Below are 25332 nucleotides of genomic sequence, written 5' to 3' on the forward strand. Positions count from 1 at the left end.
GGCTATCTTCCTCCGACTAGAATGGAATCCACTTTGATCGTCGGCTGCCCGACAGTCACGGGAACATATCCCGACGAAGCTCCGCATACTCCCGCCGAAAGCGATAGATCGCTGCCGACCATGGAAATTCCCTGCAACACCTGATCGCCCTTGCCGATAAGAGTCGCCCCGCGAACCGGGCGTCCGATTTTTCCATGATGGATTTCGTAGCCCTCTTCAACGGCAAAATTGAATTCCCCCGTCGCCGGATTCACCGATCCGCCCGCCATTTTGGCCGCATACAGCCCCTGATCCACACTGGCAATCATCGCATCGAAAGAATCTTTTCCCGGAGCGATAAACGTATTCCGCATCCGACTCACCGGCGCGTATTTGTACGATTCCCGACGTCCGCTTCCCGTACGTGCGCACCCGACTTCCTTGGCACCGACCATGTCCGACATATAATTTTTCAACACGCCGTTTTCAATCAGGACCGTGCGCTCCGATTTCATGCCCTCGTCATCGACTGCGACGCTTCCCCACGATCCGGCAATGGTTCCGTCGTCGATGGCCGAAAGGCAAGGGTTGGCAATCCGCTGTCCCAACTTTCCGCAAAAAGGACTCGCCCCGCGACGGATGGATTCGGTTTCCAAAGGATGCCCGACCGCTTCGTGAAAAATGACGCCGCCAAAGCCCGGTCCCATCACGACGGGCATTTTCCCGCCTTGGATATACCCCGCAGCGAGCATTCGCAAAGAACGTTCTGCGGCTGTTCTTGCCAAATCGCCAACGCCGAATTTTTCCAGGGATTCATAACCGGCAAGCGCTCCGGGAGCTTCGCGGGAAACGATTTTTTCCGAGCCCTCGCCCGCCGTCACATTGATACCCAAACGGGTATGAGAACGAAAATCGCTCACGTTGATTCCGCTGGAACTCACAATGTGGATGTGCGAACAGGAATCCGTAATACTGGCGGTCACCTGGCAGATTTTATCAGAAACCTTCCGGGCACTGGAATCCGCCAAATGCAAAAAATCCAATTTGTAGGAATTGCCCAGCGCCCTCGGGTCCAAAAATCCGGGATATTCAAAACCAAACGGAGAAACCCGCGGTTCAAAATGCGGCGCCCCCGCAGACTTTGCCTGTCCACGTCCAAAGGCGAGGTTCTTTACCATTTGCAGCAGAGAGTCCTTGCTTTCGTCGCTCGTGTAGGCGTAAAGCACTTCCGTCCCAAAAATCAGGCGGATGCCGATGCCGAACTCCGTCCCTGCGGACGCCGTTTCAATCTTGCCGTCTTTCAACGCCAGCGAGGACTGTCTGGTCTCTTCTTCAAAGATTTCCACGTAGTCCGCTCCGGATTGCGTACCCATTTCCAAAATCGATTCTGCTACATCACGATTCATCGTTTTCCCATCATCCTTACGGGAACGCCCGCTTTCCGCATATCGTCCTTGATCTGCGCAACCGAATAAGTGCCAAAGTGTACCATGCTCGCGATCAGAGCGGCATCCGCCGCTGTTTTTTGAAAAAGAGTCGCGATATGTTCCGGTTTTCCCGCACCGCCAGACGCAATAACGGGAATGCCGACAGCTTTGGCGACCTTGTCCGTAATCGAGAGTTCGTAACCATTACAAACGCCGTCGGTATCCATCGCATTCAGGCAGATTTCCCCCGCGCCGAGCGATTCCGCCTTTTTCGCCCACTCGACGGCGTCCAAGCCCGTAGCCGCTCTGCCGCCCTTGATATAAATCTCGTAGCCGGAAGGAATTTTTTCCGAAACGCCGACGCACTTTGCGTCCATGCCAAGAACCACGCACTGGTTGCCAAAAGCCTTTGCGCCTTCCGAAATGATTTCCGGATGCAAAACGGCAAGGCTATTGACGCTCACCTTTTCGGCTCCCGCCAAAAGAACACGGTGCATATCGTCCAAATGGCGAATCCCGCCGCCGACGGAAAAAGGAATGAATACGTTTTTGGCAATGTCTTTCACCATGTCAAAGTCGCACGGACGATTTTCCGCACTAGCCGTAATGTCGTAAAAGACGAGTTCATCTACGCCGTCCGCGCTGTATTTGGCTCCGAGTTCTACCGGATCGCCGATATCCACATTGCCTTTAAATTGGACGCCTTTTGTCACTTTGCGGTTCCGGACATCCAGGCAGATGATCAAACGCTTCGTCAGCATACTCCGCTCCATGCGCTAAAATTTTTCAGGACCTGCAAGCCGACATCCCCGCTTTTTTCCAAATGGAACTGCGTCGCCACCAGGTTTTCGCAGCCCAGCGCCGAAACGAATTTCTGCGAACCGTAGGTCGTTTCCGCAAGCGCGTTTTCCGCACGGATTTCATCCGGATGGAAGGAATGCACAAAGTAAAAATCGCTGTCGTCGGGAATGCCGTCGAAAATCGGATGCCTCCGTAAAAAATGCACCTGGTTCCAGCCCATGTGCGGGATCTTGATCCCCGCCTCTTCCCGAAAACGGACAGCCTTTCCGCCGATCAGTCCCAGCGTGTTCACGCCGCCGTCCTCTTCGCTGGATTCCAAAATAATCTGGCAGCCGATGCAAATACCAAGAACCGGGCATTTTCGCGCGACAACTTGAGAAATCGCCTTGCCGATTCCGCTTTTTTCCAAAGTCTCCATCGAGCTTTTCGCGGCTCCCACCCCAGGAAAGACCAGCCTGTCCGCTTCGGCGATTTCTTTCGGGTCTCGGGAAGCCTTCACCACGACGCCCAAATGCGCAAAGGCATTTAGAACCGAAGTCAAGTTGCCGGCATCGTAATCCACAACAATAAAACGTTCCATATCAATTCCAGAATGAATTCAGGAAAATCACCGCCTTCAAAATGCAGGGGCGAGCGAAAATTTCGCGCCCGCGCTGCATTCAAAAGGAACGGCAATCCTACATCAGATCAAGCCTTCAAAGAAATTATTTCCCTTGTCATCAACGAGGATGAACGCCGGGAAATCCTTGATGGTAATTTTGCGAATGGCTTCCATGCCGAGTTCGGGGAATGCCACCACGTCGTTCGAGAGGATGTTCTGTTCGGCGAGAATCGCTGCCGGTCCGCCAATAGAACCCAAGAAGAATCCGCCGTATTTTTTGCAGGCGTCGGTCACTTCCTGACTGCGGTTTCCCTTTGCCACCATGATCATCGACGCGCCCTTGCTCTGGAAGCGCATCACATACGGATCCATGCGATTCGCCGTCGTCGGGCCAAAACTTCCGGTCGGCATTCCCGCTGGCGTTTTGGCAGGACCCGCGTAATAAATCGGATGGTCGGAAACCAGTTGAAGAACCGTCTTTTCCATATCCGACAAGGCTTCGCCCCGTTCCTGCTTGTCAAAGATTTCCGCAATCTTTGCATGCGCCATGTCTCGGGCGACAATCATCGTGCCTTTCAAATTCAAGCGGGTCTTGACCGGATACTTGGAAAGATCCGCAAGCACGTCCTTCATCGGACGGTCCAGGTCGATTTCCACCGCAGGAGCCAGATTCACGGCATTCCCCGCCGGAATGTAATTTTCCGGATGGTGTTCCATCTTTTCGAGCCAGAGCCCGTTTTCGTCAATCTTCGCCTTGATGTTGCGGTCCGCAGAACAGCTTACCCCGATAGAAACCGGACAGCTCGCCGCATGGCGCGGGCAGCGGATAACGCGGACATCGTGCACCAGATACTTGCCGCCGAACTGCGCACCGATTCCGGTCTTCTGGCAAATGTGCAAAACCTTTTCTTCCATTTCGAGATCGCGGAAAATGCGCCCGCCTTCGGAACCCGTCGTCGGAATGTCGTCCAGGTAACCGCAGCTGGCGAGCTTCACCGTATGCGTGTTCATCTCGGCGCTGGTTCCGCCAATAACAATCGCCAAGTGGTACGGAGGGCAAGCCGCCGTGCCGAGAGTCTTCACTTTTTCCGCCAAAAATTTTTCCAAGGACTTCGGGTTGAGGAGCGCTTTCGTCATCGGCCAGTAATACGTCTTGTTCGCCGAGCCGCCGCCTTTGGCCACAAAGAGAAATTTCATTTCCGCGCCTTCTTCTGCGTGAATATCGATCTGGGCGGGCAAATTGCAAGCGGTATTCTTTTCTTCGTACATCGAAAGCGGAGCGATCTGGCTGTAGCGCAAATTTTTTGTCGTGTAGGCGTTGTAAATGCCTTCGGAAATCGCTGCGGCGTCGTCGAATCCGGTCCAAACCTGCTGGCCCTTGTGCGCCACGCAAATCGCCGTTCCCGTATCCTGGCAGAACGGAAGAATCCCCTTGGCAGCGACCACCGCATTTTTCAACATGGTCAAGGCGACGAACTTGTCGTTGTCGCTGGCTTCCGGATCCTGGAGAATGCTCGCGACCTTAGCCGTATGAGCGGGACGCAGGCAAAATTCGACTTCTTCAAAAGCGGCCTGAGCGATTTTCGTCAAAGCCTCTTTGGAAACTTTCAGGATTTTCTTGCCTTCAAATTCGGCAACGGAAACGCCCTCCTTTCCAAGACAGACGTATTCTGTGGTATCTTTACCGTGCTGAACGGTCGCTTCGTATTGAAATGCCATAAGAACCTCTATAAGAAGAATGGAACGGCTAGAAAATAGAATTTTCGCTATTTTGAGAAAAAAAAATTACCGCATTTCCCCAAGAAGAGTTATCTTTTTGGATGAAATAGGCAGCCTGGCTGCCAAGCACTTTATTTATAGTGAGGCAAAACAATGACAATCAAGAAAACTCTCGCCGCAGCTCTTGTACTCTCTGCCTTTGCGTTCGCAGCAGAAACTGCAGCACCCGCAGCCGCAGCAGCCGTCGCCGACACCACGAAAAAGGTTGAAGCCGCTGCTCCCGCTGCCGCAACCGACTCGACACCTCAGGTCGAAGCCAAGGCGGACTCCGCAAAAACCGCAGCTGCGGAAGCCGCTCCTGTAGCGGCAGCCGACACTACAGCCAAAGCCGTAGCCGATTCTGCGCAGGCAAATGCTCCGGTCGCAACCGACTCCGCCAAGACTGCCGCAGTGGACACCGCCAAGGCCGATACAACTCAGGCAGAAGTCGTTGCCGCAGCACCGGTCGATTCCGTTAAAGCGGATTCCGCAAAAACCGATACGACGGAAGTTCTTGAAGCCAAAGCCGCTGTTGCCGACACCGCCAAGCAAGCTGTCGCGGATTCCGCCAAGGTAGAATCCGTTGTAGCCGCAGCCGACTCCACCGCAGCCGCTCCTGCTGACTCCGCAAAAACCGAACAGGCCCCAGCCAGCAGCGAACCGCGCACCGCCGGCCAGACCATCATGGAAAACCCGCTGGAATTCCTGATTGTGAGCGCCGCTTTCATCGCCAGCGTGCTGGTCATCATCTTTACCGGCAAAGACTAATCCCTATTTCATTTTGCATGATAGCCGCCGACATTTTATGTTGACGGCTTTTTTGTATCTAGCCGCCCAAAATAAGTTTCACAATGTCACTTATTTTTAAAATAAGCATTGACACGTTGCTAAAAAAGGAATATATTTAAGGAACACTTCGTCGCTTAACCTAAACGAGGCTCGAAATGAACAAACTATTAGGAGCATTTCTCATGGCGACAATCCTTTCCACTTCCCTTTCAGCAAAAACCATCGTATGCTATTTCAGCGCAACCGGCACCACAAAAGCCCTGGCCGAAAAAACAGCCAAAGCCATCGGCGCAGACCTGCACGAAATCCAGCCGGCGCAAACCTATTCTTCCGACGACCTCAACTGGCACAATTCCAAATCCCGCAGTTCCATCGAAAGCAACGACCCGAAAAGCCGCCCGGCGATTGCCAACAAAGTGGACTTGACCTCGTACGATGCCGTCATTCTCGCCTATCCCATCTGGTGGGGACTTGCTCCCAAAATCCTCTACACCTTTGTAGAACAGAACAACCTGAACGGGAAAAAAGTCGTCGCCCTTGTCACGAGCGGCGGAAGCGAACTCGGCAGAAGCGGCACGGACCTTTGCAAATACGCCAAAGGCAGCATTTATAAAGGCGGCAAGGACTTTACCAGCGGAAGCGCCGAAGAAATCAAAAAATTCGTCGAAAAACTGCTGAAATAATTCGGGTTCCCCATCTCGAAAAGCGAACGGAGAACGCTTCATGAAACTTTTCTGCTTCCTCGCCCTGTTGGGAATTTATTCCGCCGTTTTCGCCGAAAGCAAAATGGTTCTGGTCAAAGGCGGCTCTTTTGTAATGGGCAGCCCCACGACCGAGCGCCAGCGCAACGCGGACGAAAAACAGCACACCGTCACCGTGAACGATTTCTACTGCGACGCCTACGAAGTCCAGCAAAAAGATTACGAACGCATCACGGGGAAAAATCCCAGCACGTACAAGGGCGAATCGCTCCCCGTCCAGAACGTTTCCTATTTCGATGCGCTGGAATACTGCAACCTGAAAAGCAAAGCCGAAGGCCTGCAAGAAGTCTATACGCTCCAGGGAAAGGACGTTTTCTTTAACCGCAACGCCAACGGTTACAGGCTTTTGACGGAAGCCGAATGGGAATACGCGTGCCGGGCGGGAACGACGACCATTTTCAACACCGGGAACTGGAACCATGTAGAAGAAGCGAACTACCAAGGAAGCTATCCTTACCTGATCGAAGAAAACTACATGCACCACACGGAGAAAAACATCGTCACGGGAAAAATCCGCAATAAGCCGATAGCCGTCAATTCCCTGAAGCCGAACGCTTTCGGGCTTTACAATATGCACGGCAACGTCAGCGAATGGGTGTTCGATTTCTACGGAGAATACGACGTTTCGGATTCTGCGAACCCCGCTGGAGCGAAAACGGGAATTTATCGGGTGAATCGAGGCGGCGCCTTCAACGATTTTGGAAAGCATCTGCGTTCCGCTTACCGTTCGGCGACCAACCCGCAGGACAGCGACGAAAATCTGGGATTCCGCATTGCCCGTTCGGCAATCTTCGATTCGGAAAATATCCAAACGCGATACGACTCGGAAATCGCCAAGATCCAGATTCCGAAAAATCCCAAAATCCTCATCGCCTATTTTTCCTATTCCGGAAACACGGAAAGCGCCGCGGAACACCTGAACAAAATTCTCCGAAAAAAACACGGCAACGCCAATGTGGATCTGGTGGAAATCGAAATGCAAAAGCCCTATCGAGGCGGCATTTATGAAGCGAGTCAAAAAGACCTGAACGCCGGTGCCCGCCCGACGCTGAAAACCAAAATCGCCGACATGAAAAAATACGACGTGATCCTCTTGGGTTACCCGACCTGGTGGGCGACCCTGCCCATGCCCGTCATGACATTCCTCGAAAGCTACGATTTTCGCGGGAAAACGGTCATCAGTTTTTCGAGCCACGGTGGAACGCGCTACGGTGATAGCGTCAGCGACTTGAACAAAGCCCTTCCGCAAAGCTATGTGGGACTTCCTTTTGAATTTTTCTACGGCGGCGGAAGCGATCTGGAATCCCGTCTGGAAAGCTGGGTCAAAAAAAAGCGGGCTGTAAAATGGGCATCAAAAAGAAAATCAAAATTTTCATAGACGTTCTGATGTTTGCGGACTTTCTGTTTTTGATGTCCCACGAGTTCACGAGAGATTTGTATGCCCACGGTTGCTTGGGCATCGCGCTCTTCTTTCTGTTTCTCGTCCACCATTTTTTGAATCCGGGATTTTTCCGTTCCCTTCTCAAAGGGCATTTCAACCGCCAGCGCATCTTGCTCTGCACGACCGATTTGCTGCTGCTCCTTCTGATGCTTTTGATGGCGTTTTCCAGCGTGATGATGAGCGGTTCCATTTTTGAATTTTCCTCCATTCAAATGACTTCTTGGAGTCGCCCGCTGCACACGTTTTCTTGCAGCTGGGGATTTCTGGTGATGGGCTTCCATTTGGGAATTCATCTGAAGCGGTTCCTCGACAAATTGCCCGCAATCCCATACATTTCCCTCGTCATTTTTTCCATGGGGCTAGGACTCTTCTGCGCGATTCACAGCGAATTTTACGTTTACCTTTTCCAGATGAATATGTGGAAAAGGTCGGCGACAAACCTGTTCCAGTGCGTTGGCGAATTGCTGGGAATGACCGCAGGAATGATCGGCGTTGCCTCTCTTTTTGGAAAAAGGAAGAAAGCTCCATGAACGATTTTATCCGGGCACGCAGCGAGAATCAAAAGGACTCTCGCCGGAACGAAATCAAGACCGTTACCGCGGAACTTTTTGAAAACGTACCCTACCACGAAATCACCCTGACGCTGATAGCCCAAAAACTGGGCTGGTCGCGTGCGAATCTCTATAAATACGCGACGACCAAGGAAGAAATCATTCTGGACATCGCCAACGACAAAATGCAGTCCTATTTCGACTCCCTGCTTGCGGCCTTTCCCGAAGGCAACCATTTTTCGCCGGAAATCATTGCCGAAATCTGGGCGGGAATTTTGAACGCCCACAAGGATTACCTTCGCTACGTCGCCTATCTCAATCCCGTCATCGAAACCAATGTCACCGTAGAAAGGCTCGCCGCTTTCAAAAAGAAATACTACGACAAAGCGTACGCATTTAGGAATCGCCTTGCCGAAATGCTCGGCATTCGCGCAGATATTGCATACAAACTTCTGCTGGATATTCTTTTATACGCCAGTTCCATCGCCTGTTGCTGCTATGCAAATCCCCTGATTCTTCAAGCGTTGCAAAAAATCGGCATCGAAGCTCCCGAAACGGATTTCAACGCCGACATGAAAGAACTGGTTCTGATGAAAGTGGAATGGGTACGGGGCAGGTAACGCTTCGTGCTCAGAGGATAGTAAAAGCCTGATCTGAAAATAAAGGGATTTATATACAAAATTCCACCTCGATTTGCTTGGTTAGTGCCCTTCGATAAACTCAGGGACCGTCGGTTAGTGCACCTCGGCAAGCTCGGTAACCGCTTGTCGAACTAGTCGAACCATGGTTAGGGATTAGTGGTTAGTTGAAAGTTGGGAGTTGAGGGTTGAGGGTTGAGGGTTGAGGGTTGAAACTGACAACTGAAAACTAATAACTGATAACCGAGTTCCCCCTTCTCGCTATGGCGCAATATCCAATTCTACCCCACAAAACCAAAACATCCTACCACAAAGCGTGGCGGGGGATAGGGTGAAGGGAAAAGGGGCTGCCCATGAGTCTTAAGAGTTTTACTCTTTTAGACGAATTGTCCCTGGAAGGGAGCCTTTGCAAAAGCCTGCAAGGCGAATGTTGCGCCGCAAGCTTGCTTGCAGGCATTATCTTCGAGGAGACTAGTAGTATTCGTCATTACGTACCCACCAAGGAGAAAATCAGTCATATTTGAAAGCGAGCGTCACCCCGAACCCCGGAGGGGTTATACGACACTTGTCAATTTATTGACTTAGTGGAGTTATCCTCTATGTGGATATACGACACTTGGTAACTTTGTTACCTTAGTGGAGTTATACTCGAAGTGTAGAAGCAATCCTTTCCCGCAGCCAGGATTGCCACGGCTTTGCATCCCTGAAACTGGGAATCTCTGATTCCATAGTTGAAGTATCCCTGGAAGGGACAATTCGCCTAAGGGAAAAAGTTCCCAAGACTCATGGAGCTTTGCATCCCTGAAACTGGGAATCTCCGATTCCATAGTTGAAGTATCTCTGGAAGAGACAATTCGCCTAAAGGAAGCAGAGCATCCAAGGCTCATGGGCCGCTATCGCGGCTCGCAATGACGAGGTGCCAGCACAGATTGCTTCGGCTTTGCACAATTCGCCTAAGGGAACAAGTTCCCAAGGCTCATGGGCCGCTATCGCGGCTCGCAATGACGTACTCTGGCGATGACTTGTGTTCCATTTGACAAAGGCCGACTTTGCGTCGAAACAGGCATTTTTCATTTAGTCGAAGCCCCAAAAGGCGAAAAAAGGGCTTTTTTCATAACCACTAACTAGCTGCCCCACGCGTTTTCCGGCAAATATCAAACGATATTTATCGCCCGCGCGCCGAACAAAAGCGTACCCGTGGGGGCTGGGGGTACCTCGCAGTCTGCGAGAAAATTCACCTTGTGAAAAAGAAATTCTTGTTTTAAAGAAGAGTTCACCTTATGAAGAGCCATTCCACTTTAAAAGGAAGTTCCCCTTGCGAAAGGAAAAGTCCCCTCTGAAAAAGAGTTCCCCCTTGTAAAAAGAAATTCCCGCTAAAATAAATGACCTGCCTTCGTCACGACGAGAAGACCGCAAAGCGGCAAGAAAACGATTCTTCCAACTTCCCTCTGCCCACTAATCACTCATCGCTATGGTTCGACAGGCTCGCCAACCACTCACTACTCCTAACTTCCCTCTTGGAAAAAGACATCCCCCTCAAGAAAATTATTACCCGAAAAACGTCATCCGAGCTTCAAAACTTCGGCGATTTTTTGAACCGCCAGAGGTATTTTATTTTGCGGCACCGAAGAATAATTGACTACAAATTCATGGCTGGAAGGCTCGGAAATGGCATAATAATCGGAAAGCGCCCGCAAAAAAACGCCCTTTTCCCGCAATAGCGCACAAAAATCTTCGTCCTTCAAATCGGTCTTCACTTTTAAAATGAAGTGCAGTCCCGCATCCTGCCCGGCGATTTCCACAAAATCCTTCAAGCGGCTTTGCCGAATGGCCTCTATCAAAAAATCCCGACGCCCGCGGTAAAAATTTCGCATTCGGTTGATGTGCTTTTCGTAAAAACCGCCCGCGATGTATGTCGCCAACACATACTGCTCCAAATTGGAAACCGTGCAAGTGTAAAACGAAAATTCATTTCGGAATCTTTGGGCCAGCGATTTTGGAAGAACCATATAGCCGACGCGCACCGTCGAAGCCAGCGTTTTGGTGAACGAGTTGATGTAAATGGTCTTTTCTTGAACGTCGATACTCTGCAGCGAAGGAATCGGATGCCCTACCATGCGAAACTCGCTGTCGTATTCGTCTTCCACGATATAGCGGTTGCTGGACCTGGACGCCCATCCCAAAAGTTCATAACGCCGACTGATCGGCATGACCCTGCCTGTCGGAAAATGGTGCGACGGCGAGATATGCACAACATCCGTACAAGTTTCTTCCAGCTGGTCAATGCGAATGCCGTTTTCATCCATCGGAATAAAATGGCAGACGACGTTCAGCTTGCGATAAATTTTGGAAATTTTGCTGTAGCCCGGATCTTCGACGCCATATTTTTTATCGAATCCCAAAAGCTGAACGAGCCAGCTGTAAAGGCAGTCCGTGCCCGCGCCGACTACAATGCACTCCGGATCCACCGAAAGCCCCCGAAAATCGAAGAGCATTTTCGCAATCGCCACCCGCAATTCCCGAACGCCACAGTGCGGAGAACGCTTGAGCAAATCCCTTTGCCGTTCGCCCAGCACCCGCCGGGCAATGGTCGCCCAGGTCGAAAAAGGAAAACTGGATTCTTCCAGCTGGTTGTCGGCAAAATTCGCCACGAGCTCTGTCGGCGCTTCGCTTTTTTCTTCCCGGGATTCACGCGATTCGGGCAAGGCGGGCTGTTTTTGCACGGATTCTTTGGGCGTGCGTATTGCCGACACGAAAAATCCCTTTCTGGGCTGCGTCCATATAAAGCCTTCGGCGAGCAACTGGGCGTAGGCATTTTCCACGGTCACCACGCTCACCCCGAGTTGCCTTGCAAAAGGGCGTTTGGACGGCAATTTCTGATCGGCTTCGAGGCGCCCCGCCAGAATATCGTTCCGGATGGAGCGGTAAAGAAAATGGTAGAGGCTTTCGTCGCCCGAATTTTTCATTTCGTAGGATAGCATTTCACCTCGGCTGACTTCAATCTGGCCATAAACTGGCCGTATCGAAATAATAGAAATTTGAACATTTCAAAAGGTCAAGCGGAAAGCTAATTTACGGAACGAAAACGGAATTTTCCGCAGATTTCAAGGAGAAAACACAATGGCTACCGAAAACCGCTACGAATTGAACAAGAATCTCGCCCAGATGCTCAAGGGGGGCGTCATCATGGACGTGACCACGCCGGAACAGGCAAAAATCGCCGAAGAAGCCGGTGCCGCCGCCGTGATGGCACTCGAGCGCATTCCCGCCGACATCCGCGCCGCAGGAGGCGTTTCCCGCATGAGCGACCCGAAAATGATTCAGGGCATCCAGAACGCCGTTTCCATCCCCGTCATGGCAAAGTGCCGCATCGGACACTTTGTGGAAGCGCAACTTCTCGAAGCCATTGAAATCGACTACATCGACGAAAGCGAAGTACTCTCCCCCGCCGACGACGTTTTCCACATCAACAAGCACGAGTTTAAAGTGCCGTTTGTCTGCGGAGCCAAAGACCTCGGCGAAGCGCTCCGTCGCATTGAAGAGGGCGCATCGATGATCCGCACCAAAGGCGAGCCGGGAACGGGCGACATCGTGCAGGCCGTCCGCCACATGCGCTTGATGAATCAGGAAATCGCCCGCATTTCGTCCATGCGCGAAGACGAGCTTTTCAACCGAGCAAAGGAATTGCAGGTTTCCTACGAACTGGTGAAATATGTGTACGACAACAAGCGTCTTCCGGTGGTGAACTTTGCCGCGGGCGGTGTGGCGACTCCGGCCGATGCGGCTCTTATGATGCAGCTCGGAGCCGAAGGCGTTTTCGTCGGTTCGGGCATTTTCAAATCGGGAAATCCGGCAAAGCGCGCCGCCGCCATCGTTCAAGCGGTGACAAACTTCAAGGACGCCAAGCTTATCGCCAAACTTTCGGAAGATTTGGGCGAAGCAATGGTCGGCATCAACGAACAGGAAATTTCCCTGCTTATGGCGGAAAGAGGCAAGTAAATGGGTTCCGGGAAAATCCCCCGAATAGGCGTTCTGGCGGTGCAGGGCGCATTCATCGAACACGTTCAGATGCTTTCCCAAATCGGCGCAGACGCTTTTGAAATCCGCCAGTTGAAAGACTTGGACGGACCTTTTGACGGGCTTGTTCTTCCCGGCGGAGAAAGCACCGTGCAAGGAAAGCTACTGAAAGACCTCGGGCTTTTCCTTCCCCTGCAAAAGCGGATTCAAGAAGGGATGCCCGTACTCGGAACCTGTGCGGGACTTATCCTTTTGGCGGAAACGCTGAGCAACGACAGCGCAACTTACTTCGGGACTCTTCCCGTCACCGTGCAGCGCAACGCCTACGGTCGCCAACTGGGCAGTTTCTTTGTAGAAGAGGAAATGGATGGCGTCGGAAAAATCCCGATGACATTCATCCGCGCACCCTTTGTGGAAAACGTCCGCAAAGGGGTGCAAATCCTCGCCCGGGTGGAAAACCGCATCGTCGCCGTCCGTTACAAAAATCAGTTGGCCATTTCGTTTCATCCGGAATTGAATGCGGACGAACGTCTGCACAGGCACTTCCTGGCGATGGTTTCTGAAAACGCCTAGATTTTTGTATCTTGTTTGCGATGCGTTTTTTACTTTCCTTTCTGGCTATTTTTGCATTCGCCTTCCTGACGGTCGCCTGTTCTGCCGATTCCTCTTCCGACGACTACGGTTTTGAACGCGCCGTCCAAGACCTCTCCATTTTGCGCCGCTGCCCCGGCAACAATGACACGTCTAAATTTTGCTACCAGTTGCGTTGGCGCATCCCCATCGAGACGGAAAACCTAAAGCAATTCCATATCTGGGTCGATACCCTTTATGTGGGCGATTCCACGACGAGCGTCCCGAGCGGAGCCACGGAGCATTCCATCAAGGTATCCTTTAAAGGCGAAGAAAAACTTTACGACACGCTGGATTTGACACCGCACGTCCAAGATTACCTGAAGCAGGACAGCCTCTCCATTTCCATCTGGTGCGATTACGGTGACGGGCAGCGTTCCGGCGACATCCAACATATTTTCATCCATTTCGGCGACGACCTGCCCCCCTCACTCATTACGATTACCGATTCCGTCTGGACGACCGGAGCCGCCATCGACTGGTCTCGCCCCACAGACCAGCGCGACTACTACGTTCCCGAAAGCCTCTCGGGGCCTATCGCGGGCTACAACATTCTGCTCTGGTCCGAAAACGAAAACCAGGACATCCGGAATATCAAGGTGAAAATTTCGCACGACGGCAAAGTCGATTCGCTGGGCAACACCCTGTGGAAACGCCACCACCGATTCCGCTTTACCCACGATTCCCTGTGGATAGACACCACGAGCCGCGCAGAATCTTCCAAAAATTATTTGCGCCTCGCCGTCTTGGACGGGAAAGGCTTTGATTTTTCATCGGACAGCGCAAACCGCTTCCGCATGGTGCTCGAAGGACTCAAGCCGGAAAGCAATTACACTATCGGCATTATCGCCTGGGATTCCGCGGGCAATCCGTCCGGCACGGGTTCCGTGGAGACGAATCAGCTCTTCATGACGACGGACAACGTTCCGCCCCTCATGCCGAACAGGCTCTGGTTCCGCTCCGATTCCACGGATCCATCCGCCGCCCGGCTCGACTCCAACCGGATTTTCATTTATTGGGCGCGCAGTGCCGACCCGCTTTCCGACACCAGCGGCATCGTCGCCGATTCGATTCTCCACTACCCGGCATCCTGCTATGAAGGGGTTTGCTTCAGGCATGTCAAAAGTTACGAAATCCACCTTTGGAACGGAAGCGATTGGGAAGTGGCCACTGGAGCGGGCGGACTTTCCGAAGAAAAATACACACGCTCCTACGCACTGGACGGCGACTCGATGAAGGTTTTCGCAACCGGGGATTATGTCGGCGACACGATCCGTTGGATAGTCCCCGGCGACACTCTGATTTTGCGCATCCGCTCGATGGATTCTTCCGGCTACTACTCCAAGGCCCTGACCGACACGATCGTCGTATCGCAAGGCCCCGAAGCCGATTTGAATTGCCCGGAAGGCTTTGTCCCCGTACGCACCGACGACTCCACGCGATTCTGCATGGAAAAATTCGAGCACATGGATTCCGATTCCACCTTCGCCCACGGCGTTCTCTTTAACGAAGCGGTTGCCGGCTGCGAAAGCATAACCGCCGAAGGATTCACCGTCTCCCTCTGCAAAACCGCCGACTGGAAAGCCGCTTGCATGGCGCAAGGAAGAAGCTCCTACGGACTCATCGAAGAGGGCGACTTTTCGGCAGGCGAATTCCTGTATAAAAACTGCGGCGTGGGTTCAGGCGATTCGACGACCGCGACCGACCCGAAAAAAAGAAACAAGCTCTGCACAAGCCCCGACGGCATCCGGAACCTTTCCGGCGCATTCCAGGAATGGACGCTCGGCCCTTCGGACACGCTGCTCTACGTTCTCCGAGGATCCAGCTACGTTTACTACACGGGAGCTTCACGGGAATCTCTGTCCAAGTGCACCACCTATTCCCTGCCGAACCGATACCGCGCCGGTTACACGCAGGACTCCGTCTATCTTTACCGCGAAGGCTCCAAAGTCGATACCAGCTATACCGCAGACACGAGCCGGACGCTGTATAAGATCTTGACATTGAAAGACTTCACCGACTCCATCCAGATATTCAAAGTATCGACCGCGGACGGCGATTCCCTCGGCGAAGACTACGCCCCTCTCTCGGAATATCAAAAAGGCGGCGACAAATGGTTGCAGGAATTGGCGGGAAACCTTTCCTACGAACCCATCCGAACCGAAGCGGTCTTCTTCACCGGCGAATCCGTCAAATACAAAGGGTCTGCGGCATTCTACACGGACGCGTCCATCTCCTATCGCTGCTGCGCCTACCCGAACTGATTCTGGGCGTGCCCCGCTTTAGCGGGTCGGCGAGCTACGGGCTACAGCTTCGCAAGGCTCAAAGGATCGCCTTGCTTTTGCTTTCAATCGGCGCTTCGCACTGGCTCGGTATTTCCCGGCAGCAAATTTCCCACCCTCCGTATGCCTCACGCCGTTAGTGGTTAGCGATCAGTGGTTAGTTGAAAATTGGAAAAGTACCCATGCGCACTGTCACAGGCTGCGAGGGAAATTCACTTTGTGAAAGAAAGTTCCCTACTTTAAAAAGAGTTCATCTTGCGATAAGAAGTTCACACGTGGGAAAATCAAAATGTGGGTATTTCGTGGAGGATTCTCCATAATTTTCAAAATTTTTTTTAACATGGAGCTTTTTTCAATTCAAACAAAGAATCGCTATGCAAAAGCGAGCGTTTTCACAAAGAATGAATCCCTATTCGGAACAAAAATTCCTTTTGATGTTGAACGGTCTTTGCAAACCGAAACTCCGGCGGGCATTCCTTTCCCGAACAAGAAATCCATTCCTGAACAAGCTTTTCCTTCCCGAATCAGAGACCCCGTTTCAAAACAAGCTTTCACTTTAAAACAGGAAATTTTTCACCGTCTTCTTCACGCATCCTCGCCGGTAGCGCAAATTTTTAAGCGACGCGCCTGTCCGCATCCATCACATGGCGGCGCCAGCGTCCACTTTTCCAACGCCGCCAATAAAATAACGGAGCGATGCCGTAAGAGGCGATAACCACAATCCACGCGAAATGCGAAGGCAAATTCAATACGTAAGCAGCCAAATACAGCGCGATTGCCGCCGTCCAGTTCATGATGCCGCTCATACACATCACCCAGATGGTATCTCCCGCGCCTCGCAAAGCACCCGCATAGACGACCATCAAAACTTCCACAATAATGTAAATCGTCGCAAAACGAACCATAAAAATCGCATGTGGTCGCGCCTCTGCAAATACCGCGAGTGCCTCTGCGGATGCGGAATTTTCTGGACTAAAAACGTCAGCCAGTACGCCCGGCAAAAAGAGGAATAAAATTCCGATAAAAAGGGAATACATCCAGCCGATTTTCAGGCCGGAAAAAGTCGAACGGTTCGCCGCCGCTCCCGCTTTTGCCCCAGCATAACGACCGACCAAACTCGTCGTCGCAATTTCCAGCCCCATCAAGGGGACGTACGCCACCATATCCCAGTTGAACATGATCGAAGCCGACGTCGCCGAAACCGGTCCAAGGCCATGGAGCATCAGAATCAAAAGCTGAAATGCCGACATATTGAGAAACATTTCCACTCCAGCCGGAAGCCCGCGAGAAAGCAATTCCCGCATCAATCTGCCATTCAAAGCAAAGGAAGAGGTCGTCAAAAAACGGCGACGGTAACGCTTGCCAAAATAAGCCCCCAAAAGAATGGCCGTCGAGACAAAATTTCCAAAGAGCGTTCCATAAGCCGCCCCCGCGACGCCAAAGCAAGGAATCGGACCAAAACCATAAATCAAAAAATAATTGCAGACAACATTGGTAATCATGCCGACGAACGCCGCTTTCATGACGATTTTCGTTTCGCCGATGCCGGTAAAAAAGCAGGGAGCGGCATTCCGAACCAGATTGATAATCCCGCCGTACACCAAAATGTCAAAATACGTCGTCTGGGCAGAAAACTGCGCGGCATCCAAATTCTGCATCCGGAAAACCCAATGTCCCAAGGGAATCGTCAAAAAAAGAAAGGGCAAGCAAAAAACGGAAAGATACACCGCCTGAATAAAAATTTTGGAACAGTCCGCATTTTTGCGCGCGCCCAGACGTTGCGCCACCATCGCCGTCGTATAACTGAGCGTCCCCGTAAAAAAAGTCAAGAGAACCACGCTCATGCCGCCGCCTCCCAGCGACGCGTTCATTTCCGTCGGTCCAAGCTTCGAAAGAAAAAGGCGATCGACAAAAGTCATCAGCGTGTCGAACGACATGGAAAGAATCATCGGAAGCGCAACAATCAGCACATCTTTTATATCGCCGTTCTTTTTCATTTTGGAAATTTTCAGCATTTTGGCAAACGGAAATTTAGAAGCGACATCAGCTATCATTTCAAAACCTCAATCAAGTGCGGTCGCCTAATTTAAAAAAGGATTTCCATTCGGGCAACTCCAAAAGCGTTTCGCCCCTTGCGGCACGACGCCACGCAGAAAAAAAAGTGAAAATCCTCACGGACATAGAAGCCTAAGCGAATCGTCAAACTCCCATTTCCACCGCAATTTTCTAAATTTTTGCAAAACGTTTATGAGGTCATTATGCTTTTCAACTTGAACATGATTCAAGCCCGCTATGCGAAAATCCCCGCCCGCGTCGATGCGGCCAAAAAACTTCTCGGTCGCCCGCTCACCCTCGCCGAAAAAATTCTCTACTCCCATTTGATTGACGGAACAGAAAACAAAATCTACGAACGGGGTACTTCCTTTGCGGAATTTCACCCGGATCGCGTCGCTATGCAGGATGCCACCGCGCAAATGGCGCTTCTCCAGTTTACGACCGCCGGAAAATCCAAAGTGGCTCTCCCCTCTTCTGTACATTGCGACCACCTGATTACCGCGAGGAACGGCAAAGACGAAGATCTTCCCAAAGCCCTGGACGAAAACAAGGAAGTCTATGGATTTCTTTCGTCGGTCGCCGCCAAATACGGCATTGACTTTTGGAAACCCGGAGCCGGAATCATCCATCAGGTTGTTCTGGAAAACTACGCATTCCCCGGCGGCATGATGATTGGAACGGACTCGCACACGGTCAATGCGGGCGGCCTTGGGATGCTCGCCATCGGAGTCGGCGGCGCAGATGCCGTAGATGCCATGGTCGGACTTCCGTGGGAACTCAAGTACCCGAAGCTCATCGGCATTCACTTGAAAGGAAAGCTCCACGGATTTGCAAGCCCGAAGGATGTCATTCTGAAAGTCGCGCGGCTGCTTACCGTAAAAGGCGGGACCAACGCTATCATCGAATACTTCGGCGAAGGCGCAAGGGCCCTTTCCGCCACGGGAAAAGCGAGCATTGCCAACATGGGTGCCGAAGTCGGAGCAACTTGCAGCACTTTCGGTTATGACGCATCGATGGAACGCTACCTGCGCGCCACCGGACGCGAAGCCGTCGCCAACGAAGCGAACAAAATCCAGGAATATCTGCGTGCTGACCCGGAAGTGGAAGAGAATCCGGAAAAATTCTTCGACAAGGTCATCGAAATCGATTTATCGACCCTCAAACCCTATTACAACGGACCTTTCAGCCCGGACCGCGGATTCCCCGTTTCCGAAATGCAAGGTTCGCTCCAGGAATTCGGTTCGACGGACAAAGTCAGCGCAGCCCTCATCGGCAGCTGCACCAATTCCAGCTACGAAGATTTGTCCCAAGTCGCCTCCATGATCCAGCAGGCACTCGACAAAGGGCTTTCCCCCAAAGCCCCGCTCATTATCAACCCGGGTTCCGAACAGGTCCGCTACACCGCCGAACGCGACGGGTTCATCGACCTTTTCAAAAGATTCGGTGCGACCATCATGACGAACGCCTGCGGCCCCTGCATCGGCATGTGGGATAGAATCGGCGCCGACAAGAAGGAAAAAAATTCCATCGTCCACAGCTTCAACCGGAATTTTGCCAAGCGCGCAGACGGCAACCCCAACACGCACGCTTTTGTCGCAAGCCCGCTCATGGCCGTCGTCGCCGCCCTTTCCGGCTCGCTCCTTTTTGACCCCGAAAAAGATTTTCTCATCAACGATAAAGGGGAACAGGTAAAACTCGAACCGCCGACAAAGGAAGAACTCCCGTCCAAGGGATTTGAAGTGAAGGACGCGGGATTCGTCCCTCCCGCTCCCGACGGCAGCGGCATCCAGATTTCCGTGAATCCGGACTCCAAGCGTCTGCAACTCCTCAAGCCTTTCGCAGCTTGGGACGGCAAGAACATTTCGGGAGCCCCGCTCCTCATCAAGGCCAAGGGCAAATGCACGACCGACCATATTTCGATGGCGGGACCGTGGCTCAAATTCCGCGGGCACTTGGAAAACATCTCGAACAATATGCTCATCGGAGCGGTGAACGCCTTTAACGGGCAGACCAACCAGGTCAAAGGAAACGACGGGCGGTTCTACGAAGTGCCGGCCCTCGCCCGCAGATATCGGGACGAAAACTGCGGATCCATTGTCATTGGCGACGAAAACTACGGCGAAGGTTCCAGCCGTGAACACGCTGCCATGGAACCGCGATTCCTCGGCGTCAAGGCAGTCATTGTGAAAAGCTTCGCCCGCATTCACGAAACCAATCTGAAAAAACAGGGAATGCTGGCACTCACCTTTGCCGACCCCGCTGATTACGAAAAAGTCCGCGAAGGCGATTACTTCGACATCGAAGGCTTGACCGCATTTGCGCCGGGATGCCAGTTCACACTGGTAATCCACCATGCGGACGGTTCCTCGGAATCCGCCAAGCTGAACCAGACTTACAACGCCCAGCAATGGGAATGGTTCAAAGCGGGAAGTGCCCTGAATAAAATCCGGATGGGCGGGTAGATTCTTTCGCGTTCTTACCGAAAAGGCGGCGAATTTCGCCGCCTTTATTGTACCGTAAAAAAGGACTTTCCAAAGCTAGTTGGAATTCTTGATACAGCGGATGGAGATACCAGAAGCCCACCCCAAATACTCCAAAAAAGTTCTCTCGCCACAATCTCTGTATTCATTGTCAATACAGAGGTTTATCGCATAATACTGGGATGCAGACCAAAAATAAGCAAAGAAACCAGCAAAGCTAGTATAAGTATCACTTTCTCTTATGCCGGCAGGGAGAGCGGAAAATCCAAAGTCATCAGTTCCATTGTCTTCGAAGTCCCCCCAAATGCTACCCCAACCTCCAGTGGATTTCAATTTTGTACCGGCAACGCTATCTCCACCTGCATAAGCGATCAAAATATTCCATTCTGCGTTGCTAGGCAAGTGCCAGCCTTCGGGGCAAATTCCTTGAATTGGATGCAAAGCAAGGTTTTCGTCAGAAAGTCGGTCGCAATCTGTTTCAACGCCACAAAACTGCGGATTATCCTTGTCATTTGCCAAAGCCACCGAATCAATAGCAGCCGCAAATGAATAAAACCGTCCAGTTACCGCACATTTTTTAGGATCGTCGTCATAACACCAACTATGATTCATCAGGCTGGGCGTATTGACGGAATCCGCATAATTCAGGTTCTCCGCCATCCAGGTTTGAGTGCCGATGGTGACGGTTTTATAAGTCTGACCATCACGTTCATCCGTCATAGAGCTGTATGCAATATTCGGATTCAAGCGAACTTCTTTGGGAACATCCCAACTCCATATTTCAAGGTTTACCCATCCGTTTGCGCTGCAATAAAATTTATTTCCATATTCTTTAGACAACGGGTTTGCAACCGGTTTCACTACACCTTCGGAGTCCTTGTCGCAGACACCAAGTCCATAATTCATATACCAAAAATTTCGTACATACTTTTCAAAATCGGGAGCAGTTCCCAAATTCCATCCATTGATATTAGAACGAATAGATGCCAAGCCGTTATTAAAATCTTGTTCCATTGCCCAGTCCGCAATTTCCATTTTGGTGGCTTCGTCATTCCATTCGCCATCCATTTCGATATCAGTGGCAAACTTTGTCAAAAGTTCCGTCAATTCCGCTTCGTTCCTCTCTCCCTGCATCAGCACGCTAAACGCCAAGAGGGCGGCATTGCCTTCGCCTTCGCTGAAAATGTTCAGGTCTTCGGAGTTTTCAAAATCCCCCAAAATACCGAAAGCGTTAAAAATTTCCGTCTCGGCTTGTTTCTTCGCGGCGGGCACACTGAGCCCCATACCGACCAGATAAAGGGCGCGCTCGTATTCCAAGTGGGTTAGCAAATTGATGTTCACATTTTCCCGGTCGCTTAAATCCGTCAGAGCGTTCAAGGTGATGGTGCCAAGAGATTTTTCGCCAGTCACCTCGTTACGGAAATAGCCATTGGCTTCGAGCAGGGCGTATTGGCTGGCCAGCGTCACGTTCGGTACGGTAAACTCGCCATTATCGCTGGAAATTTTTCCCGTAAAGCTCTTGCCCGTCTGAGCATATTCCCCATCCAGTTCATAAAGCCTGACTACGGAACCCGTCACAAAAGGTCCCTTCTGGCTCACGCCTGCAATAGACTTGTTTTGAATCTTTTCCGCATTCCCCGCCTTTGTAGAGGAGTTGTCACCGCATCCCACAAATGTATTTAAGCCAAAAGCCAGCGCGCAACCTAGCGCAAATCTTGAAAGTTTCAAATCCATCGAATCTTCTCCTGTTTATTTTTACTCGAATATGTAAAAAAAAACATACATTTGTCAAGATGGTTGAAGTCATGCCTCCCCCTCCGAGCATTCAGAACGTACAAATAGCGACTCGTTGTCAAGCGTCAATGGTTAGATTCGAGAAGCGTAACACTTCTTTGACGTCAATACTCCCACTCCATCTCCGAAGCCCTCGCTACTTCCCCACAAACCTTTTCAGATCTTCAAATCGGGATTTCGCTTCATCAAAACCTTCTTCGTACAAAACCCTTAATTTATCCACATTTTTTTCCAGACGTGCGACTTCCACCGTTCTTTCCGGACGGATGACAAAGACTTCGCCTCGGCTTTCCGCGGCTTCCAAATTTTCCAAAGTGCGGTTATATTCGATATAGCGATTCGCGCAAGCTTCGACAAAACGCGGATAACGACGATACTTCCAACGGATCAAGGGCATTAATTTGTTTGGATTTTTGCGGTAGCCTTTCGCCCGGGTCAAAACGACAATGCACTTTCCATATCCCATGCGACGGAACGCCTCGTAGGGAATCGAATCCGCGATGCCGCCGTCCAAGTGCGGAACGCCGTCGATCGAAACCAGCCGGGACACCAGCGGCAAAGATCCCGAAGCCCGCAACTTGTCCATATCCTCCCGCAAATCCCGCAATTCCAAATGTTCCGCTTCGCCCGTCAGCACGTTCGTGACCGTCGCAAAACATTTTATCGGCGACTCCGCAAAAGCGTCGTAGTCAAACGGATCCAGCGCATTCGGAATCACCTCGTAGCAAAATTTCTTATTGAAAAGATCCCCCGAAAATAGAAGGGACCGAAAGCTCATGTAACGCTTGTCGTTCGCATAATTCGCAATCACCCGAAAGCCCCGTTTGGGCTGGTTCGAAACATAATTCACCGCCTGAACAGCCCCCGCGCTAACGCCGATCACACCATCCGCAAAAAAGTTTTCGCTCTGCAAAAAATCAAGAACTCCTGCGGTATAGACGCCACGCATTCCGCCGCCTTCCAAGACAATGCCGATTTTTTCGTCAGGTTTTTCCATATTCAAAATCCTTTTTTAATCCTGTCCCTGTGAAATTACTAAATTTGGGGCCATGATGAGTGAAAATCCAGAATCTTTTGTTTCTGAAAAAGTCAAAGAGATTGCGCGCGCTCCCAAGTATCGAGGAGCCATTTTTCAAGTCGAAGCGGACGAGCACGGCCTCGCCCTGATCGACGGCAAGGAAGAAAGCCTCAAAATCTACATCACGGTGGATCCCGATAAAGACCAGATTGTCGAAACCCGCTTTTTCACTTACGGCGGCCCCATTTTTACCGCCCTCGCCGACACCCTTTGCGAACACCTGCAAGGCAAAGCGGTTGAATTTTTGCAAAAGACGAATGTTCTCCTGCTGGAAAAAGAATTGCGGGACACTCCCGATGCGCCGGCATTCCCCGAAACCGCTCCCGAGCTTTCAAGCCTTGCCAAGCTGATTCAAAAGCTCGTCGATTCCTACCCGGAAAAGAAAGCGGTCGCGCTCGCCGCACGGGAAACCATGGAAAAGGTCAGATACCGGACGCAGACCGTGGAAGGAAGGCAAGAAGCCGACAAGGAATGGGCGGCTCTTTCTGCGGAAGAACGCCTGCAAAAAATCGCCGACTGCCTGCACGTGAACGTGCGCTCCACTCTGCAAATGGACGGCGGCGACTTGGAGATTCTCGGAATGCCGGACGAAAACCACGTCAAAATCCGCTTTCAGGGAGCCTGCGCGGGCTGTTCCGCATCGAGTGGCGGCACCCTCTATTATATCGAAGACCAGCTCCGGGACAACGTTTACTACAATCTGAATGTCGTTCCCGAAGACCCGTTCAGCGAAGCGCTCGCCTCGGCGACGGAGACGTAAAATGCCCGATTCCTACAGAGAGCCTTACAAATACGGCTTTGTCACCCCCATCGAAAACGAATCCTTTGAAAAGGGACTGAACGAAGGCATTATTCGGCGCGCCTCGAAAATCCGCAAAGAGCCGGAGTTCATGCTGAAATTTCGCCTGGACGCCTACGAAAAACTCCTGAAAATGGAAGAACCCCGCTGGGGAGAATTGCAATTCGCTCCCGTCGATTTGCAGGACATCGTTTACTATTCCGCGCCTAAGACCAAAAAGGCACACGACTCCCTGGAAGACGTGGACCCGGAACTTCTGGAAACTTTTGACAAACTGGGCATTCCCCTTGACGAGCAGAAACGGCTCGCCAACGTGGCGGTCGATGCGGTTTTCGACAGCGTGAGCATCTACACGAGCCACAAGAAAAAATTGATGGAAATGGGAATCCTCTTTTGCTCCATCTCGGATGCGATTCAAGAATATCCCGAACTGATCGAACGCTATATGGGAAGCGTCGTTCCTGCGGGCGACAATTATTTTGCAGCACTCAACAGCGCGGTTTTTGGAGACGGGAGCTTCGTCTATATCCCGCCCGGAGTCCAATGCCCCATGGACCTTTCGACCTACTTCCGCATCAACAACAAGGAAGCGGGACAATTTGAAAGGACGCTCATCATCGCCGACGAAGACTCGAGCGTCAGCTATTTGGAAGGCTGCACGGCCCCCGAATTTTCAAGCAATCAGCTGCATTCCGCCGTCGTGGAACTCGTCGCCCTCGACAGGGCGAGCATCAAATACAGCACCGTGCAAAACTGGTACGCAGGCGACCGGGAAACGGGCAAAGGCGGCGTTTACAACTTTGTGACGAAACGCGGGAAATGCGTCGGCAAAAATTCCCATATCAGCTGGACGCAAGTCGAAACGGGCAGTGCCATTACCTGGAAATACCCGAGCTGCATTCTGCAAGGGGACGATTCCCGCTGCGAATTTTACTCCGTCGCCCTCACGAACGGAAAAATGCAGGCCGATACGGGAACCAAAATGATCCACCTCGGCAAGAACACGAAAAGCACCATTATCAGCAAAGGGATTAGCGCAGACGAAAGTTCCAACGCTTACCGCGGCCTCGTGGACATCCACAAAAGTGCCGTCGGTGCGAGAAACTACACCGAATGCGACAATATGCTCGTCGGTTCCAAAAGCGCGGCCCATACCTTTCCGTATATCAGCGTCGCCAACCGCCATTCCTCTACCGAACACGAAGCCTCCACAAGCCGGATAAGCGAAGAACAGCTTTTCTATTTCGAAAGCAGGGGCATCCGTCGGGAAGACGCCATCCAGGCTCTCGTCAGCGGTTTTTGCAAGGATGTTTTCAAGGAACTCCCCGGGGAATTCGCTACCGAAGCCAAGCAGCTTCTGACTTTAAAATTGGAACACAGCGTCGGCTGATATAAAAGAGCTTTTCAAAAAATCGTTAGCATAAGAGTGGCTAGTGATAATTAGTGAAAAG

General features: G+C 51.6%; 20 protein-coding genes. 12 read left to right on the top strand and 8 right to left on the bottom strand.

What is annotated here, in order from left to right; translation table 11 throughout:
- Nucleotides 1-2: 2 nt before the first annotated feature.
- The 4 genes from BGX14_RS00785 to BGX14_RS00800 all read right to left on the bottom strand — a co-directional run bounded on the left by BGX14_RS00785 (nt 3) and on the right by BGX14_RS00800 (nt 4527).
- The gene (locus BGX14_RS00785) at nt 3-1385 is read right to left on the bottom strand and encodes a TldD/PmbA family protein (protein WP_095878790.1); all 1383 of its coding nucleotides are present in this window, start codon (nt 1383-1385) and stop codon (nt 3-5) included.
- Nucleotides 1382-2167, bottom strand: coding sequence for an imidazole glycerol phosphate synthase subunit HisF (hisF, locus tag BGX14_RS00790; protein WP_095878791.1), 786 nt, complete (start codon nt 2165-2167; stop codon nt 1382-1384). The genes BGX14_RS00785 and hisF overlap by 4 nt, the downstream gene beginning before the upstream one ends.
- Complete coding sequence (hisH, locus tag BGX14_RS00795) at nt 2161-2787, bottom strand: imidazole glycerol phosphate synthase subunit HisH (RefSeq protein WP_095878792.1); 627 nt, start codon at nt 2785-2787, stop codon at nt 2161-2163. The genes hisF and hisH overlap by 7 nt, the downstream gene beginning before the upstream one ends.
- A 102-nt stretch (nt 2788-2889) precedes the next feature.
- The gene (locus tag BGX14_RS00800) at nt 2890-4527 is read right to left on the bottom strand and encodes a fumarate hydratase (protein WP_073306261.1); all 1638 of its coding nucleotides are present in this window, start codon (nt 4525-4527) and stop codon (nt 2890-2892) included.
- Between the two features lie 19 nt (nt 4528-4546).
- On the opposite strand from BGX14_RS00800, the gene BGX14_RS15415 reads away from it, so the two are divergent.
- The 6 genes from BGX14_RS15415 (at nt 4547) to BGX14_RS00825 (ending at nt 8728) form a co-directional block, all read left to right on the top strand.
- Nucleotides 4547-4684, top strand: coding sequence for a hypothetical protein (locus BGX14_RS15415; RefSeq protein ID WP_158223184.1), 138 nt, complete (start codon nt 4547-4549; stop codon nt 4682-4684).
- Nucleotides 4681-5334, top strand: coding sequence for a hypothetical protein (locus BGX14_RS00805; RefSeq protein ID WP_078776526.1), 654 nt, complete (start codon nt 4681-4683; stop codon nt 5332-5334). Before BGX14_RS15415 ends, BGX14_RS00805 begins: the two co-directional genes overlap by 4 nt.
- Before the next feature lie 176 nt (nt 5335-5510).
- Nucleotides 5511-6038, top strand: coding sequence for a flavodoxin (locus BGX14_RS00810; protein WP_073306259.1), 528 nt, complete (start codon nt 5511-5513; stop codon nt 6036-6038).
- 40 nt (nt 6039-6078) lie between these two features.
- Complete coding sequence (locus BGX14_RS15420; RefSeq protein WP_158223185.1) at nt 6079-7494, top strand: flavodoxin; 1416 nt, start codon at nt 6079-6081, stop codon at nt 7492-7494.
- Between the two features lie 8 nt (nt 7495-7502).
- Nucleotides 7503-8087, top strand: a complete 585-nt coding sequence (locus BGX14_RS00820; RefSeq protein ID WP_073306257.1) for a DUF4405 domain-containing protein — start codon at nt 7503-7505, stop codon at nt 8085-8087.
- Nucleotides 8084-8728 carry a TetR family transcriptional regulator gene (locus BGX14_RS00825; protein WP_073306256.1) on the top strand — a complete coding sequence of 215 codons (645 nt, stop codon included), beginning with the start codon at nt 8084-8086 and terminating at the stop codon, nt 8726-8728. Before BGX14_RS00820 ends, BGX14_RS00825 begins: the two co-directional genes overlap by 4 nt.
- A 1580-nt stretch (nt 8729-10308) precedes the next feature.
- On the opposite strand, the gene BGX14_RS00835 is transcribed toward BGX14_RS00825, so the two are convergent.
- Entirely contained in the window at nt 10309-11727 is a 1419-nt protein-coding gene (locus BGX14_RS00835) for a PLP-dependent aminotransferase family protein (protein WP_095878794.1), read from the bottom strand.
- A 139-nt stretch (nt 11728-11866) separates the two neighbouring features.
- On the opposite strand from BGX14_RS00835, the gene pdxS reads away from it, so the two are divergent.
- Genes pdxS through BGX14_RS00850 form a run of 3 tightly spaced genes read left to right on the top strand, consistent with a single transcriptional unit; the run spans nt 11867 to nt 15657 of the window.
- Nucleotides 11867-12745 (top strand): pyridoxal 5'-phosphate synthase lyase subunit PdxS, encoded by an 879-nt coding sequence (gene pdxS / locus BGX14_RS00840; RefSeq protein ID WP_095878795.1) that lies wholly within the window; start codon nt 11867-11869, stop codon nt 12743-12745.
- Nucleotides 12746-13336 carry a pyridoxal 5'-phosphate synthase glutaminase subunit PdxT gene (gene pdxT / locus BGX14_RS00845; RefSeq protein ID WP_073304672.1) on the top strand — a complete coding sequence of 197 codons (591 nt, stop codon included), beginning with the start codon at nt 12746-12748 and terminating at the stop codon, nt 13334-13336.
- Between the two features lie 20 nt (nt 13337-13356).
- Complete coding sequence (locus BGX14_RS00850; protein ID WP_095878796.1) at nt 13357-15657, top strand: hypothetical protein; 2301 nt, start codon at nt 13357-13359, stop codon at nt 15655-15657.
- 632 nt (nt 15658-16289) lie between these two features.
- On the opposite strand, the gene BGX14_RS00860 is transcribed toward BGX14_RS00850, so the two are convergent.
- A complete protein-coding gene (locus BGX14_RS00860; protein WP_095878798.1) occupies nt 16290-17729 on the bottom strand; it encodes an MATE family efflux transporter in 1440 nt (479 codons plus the stop codon).
- Between the two features lie 204 nt (nt 17730-17933).
- Between BGX14_RS00860 and BGX14_RS00865 the strand changes: the two genes are divergently transcribed.
- On the top strand, nt 17934-20192 hold the full coding sequence (locus BGX14_RS00865; protein ID WP_073304665.1) for an aconitate hydratase: 2259 nt from the start codon (nt 17934-17936) through the stop codon (nt 20190-20192).
- Nucleotides 20193-20267: 75 nt separating this feature from the next.
- On the opposite strand, the gene BGX14_RS15905 is transcribed toward BGX14_RS00865, so the two are convergent.
- Nucleotides 20268-21944 carry a fibrobacter succinogenes major paralogous domain-containing protein gene (locus BGX14_RS15905; RefSeq protein WP_233126358.1) on the bottom strand — a complete coding sequence of 559 codons (1677 nt, stop codon included), beginning with the start codon at nt 21942-21944 and terminating at the stop codon, nt 20268-20270.
- 196 nt (nt 21945-22140) lie between these two features.
- On the bottom strand, nt 22141-23001 hold the full coding sequence (locus tag BGX14_RS00875) for a patatin family protein (RefSeq protein WP_095878799.1): 861 nt from the start codon (nt 22999-23001) through the stop codon (nt 22141-22143).
- A gap of 52 nt (nt 23002-23053) precedes the next feature.
- Here BGX14_RS00875 and BGX14_RS00880 point away from each other — a divergent pair, with 52 nt between their 5' ends.
- Both BGX14_RS00880 and sufB read left to right on the top strand, forming a co-directional pair.
- Nucleotides 23054-23842: a NifU family protein gene (locus BGX14_RS00880; RefSeq protein ID WP_073304661.1), complete on the top strand. Its 789-nt coding sequence runs from the start codon at nt 23054-23056 to the stop codon at nt 23840-23842.
- A 1-nt stretch (nt 23843) separates the two neighbouring features.
- A complete protein-coding gene (gene sufB, locus BGX14_RS00885; RefSeq protein WP_095878800.1) occupies nt 23844-25271 on the top strand; it encodes a Fe-S cluster assembly protein SufB in 1428 nt (475 codons plus the stop codon).
- Nucleotides 25272-25332 lie beyond the last annotated feature (61 nt).

Source organism: Fibrobacter sp. UWS1 (genome assembly GCF_002300445.1).
GTDB classification, from domain to species: Bacteria; Fibrobacterota; Fibrobacteria; order Fibrobacterales; family Fibrobacteraceae; genus Hallerella; species Hallerella intestinalis.

Bases quoted from the DNA above. Each gene is read 5' to 3' on its own strand.
- BGX14_RS00785 (WP_095878790.1), bottom strand. From the start codon at position 1,385: ATGAATCGTGATGTAGCAGAATCGATTTTGGAAATGGGTACGCAATCC.
- hisF (WP_095878791.1), bottom strand. From the start codon at position 2,167: ATGCTGACGAAGCGTTTGATCATCTGCCTGGATGTCCGGAACCGCAAA.
- hisH (WP_095878792.1), bottom strand. From the start codon at position 2,787: ATGGAACGTTTTATTGTTGTGGATTACGATGCCGGCAACTTGACTTCG.
- BGX14_RS00800 (WP_073306261.1), bottom strand. From the start codon at position 4,527: ATGGCATTTCAATACGAAGCGACCGTTCAGCACGGTAAAGATACCACA.
- BGX14_RS15415 (WP_158223184.1), top strand. From the start codon at position 4,547: ATGGAACGGCTAGAAAATAGAATTTTCGCTATTTTGAGAAAAAAAAAT.
- BGX14_RS00805 (WP_078776526.1), top strand. From the start codon at position 4,681: ATGACAATCAAGAAAACTCTCGCCGCAGCTCTTGTACTCTCTGCCTTT.
- BGX14_RS00810 (WP_073306259.1), top strand. From the start codon at position 5,511: ATGAACAAACTATTAGGAGCATTTCTCATGGCGACAATCCTTTCCACT.
- BGX14_RS15420 (WP_158223185.1), top strand. From the start codon at position 6,079: ATGAAACTTTTCTGCTTCCTCGCCCTGTTGGGAATTTATTCCGCCGTT.
- BGX14_RS00820 (WP_073306257.1), top strand. From the start codon at position 7,503: ATGTTTGCGGACTTTCTGTTTTTGATGTCCCACGAGTTCACGAGAGAT.
- BGX14_RS00825 (WP_073306256.1), top strand. From the start codon at position 8,084: ATGAACGATTTTATCCGGGCACGCAGCGAGAATCAAAAGGACTCTCGC.
- BGX14_RS00835 (WP_095878794.1), bottom strand. From the start codon at position 11,727: ATGCTATCCTACGAAATGAAAAATTCGGGCGACGAAAGCCTCTACCAT.
- pdxS (WP_095878795.1), top strand. From the start codon at position 11,867: ATGGCTACCGAAAACCGCTACGAATTGAACAAGAATCTCGCCCAGATG.
- pdxT (WP_073304672.1), top strand. From the start codon at position 12,746: ATGGGTTCCGGGAAAATCCCCCGAATAGGCGTTCTGGCGGTGCAGGGC.
- BGX14_RS00850 (WP_095878796.1), top strand. From the start codon at position 13,357: ATGCGTTTTTTACTTTCCTTTCTGGCTATTTTTGCATTCGCCTTCCTG.
- BGX14_RS00860 (WP_095878798.1), bottom strand. From the start codon at position 17,729: ATGATAGCTGATGTCGCTTCTAAATTTCCGTTTGCCAAAATGCTGAAA.
- BGX14_RS00865 (WP_073304665.1), top strand. From the start codon at position 17,934: ATGCTTTTCAACTTGAACATGATTCAAGCCCGCTATGCGAAAATCCCC.
- BGX14_RS15905 (WP_233126358.1), bottom strand. From the start codon at position 21,944: ATGGATTTGAAACTTTCAAGATTTGCGCTAGGTTGCGCGCTGGCTTTT.
- BGX14_RS00875 (WP_095878799.1), bottom strand. From the start codon at position 23,001: ATGGAAAAACCTGACGAAAAAATCGGCATTGTCTTGGAAGGCGGCGGA.
- BGX14_RS00880 (WP_073304661.1), top strand. From the start codon at position 23,054: ATGATGAGTGAAAATCCAGAATCTTTTGTTTCTGAAAAAGTCAAAGAG.
- sufB (WP_095878800.1), top strand. From the start codon at position 23,844: ATGCCCGATTCCTACAGAGAGCCTTACAAATACGGCTTTGTCACCCCC.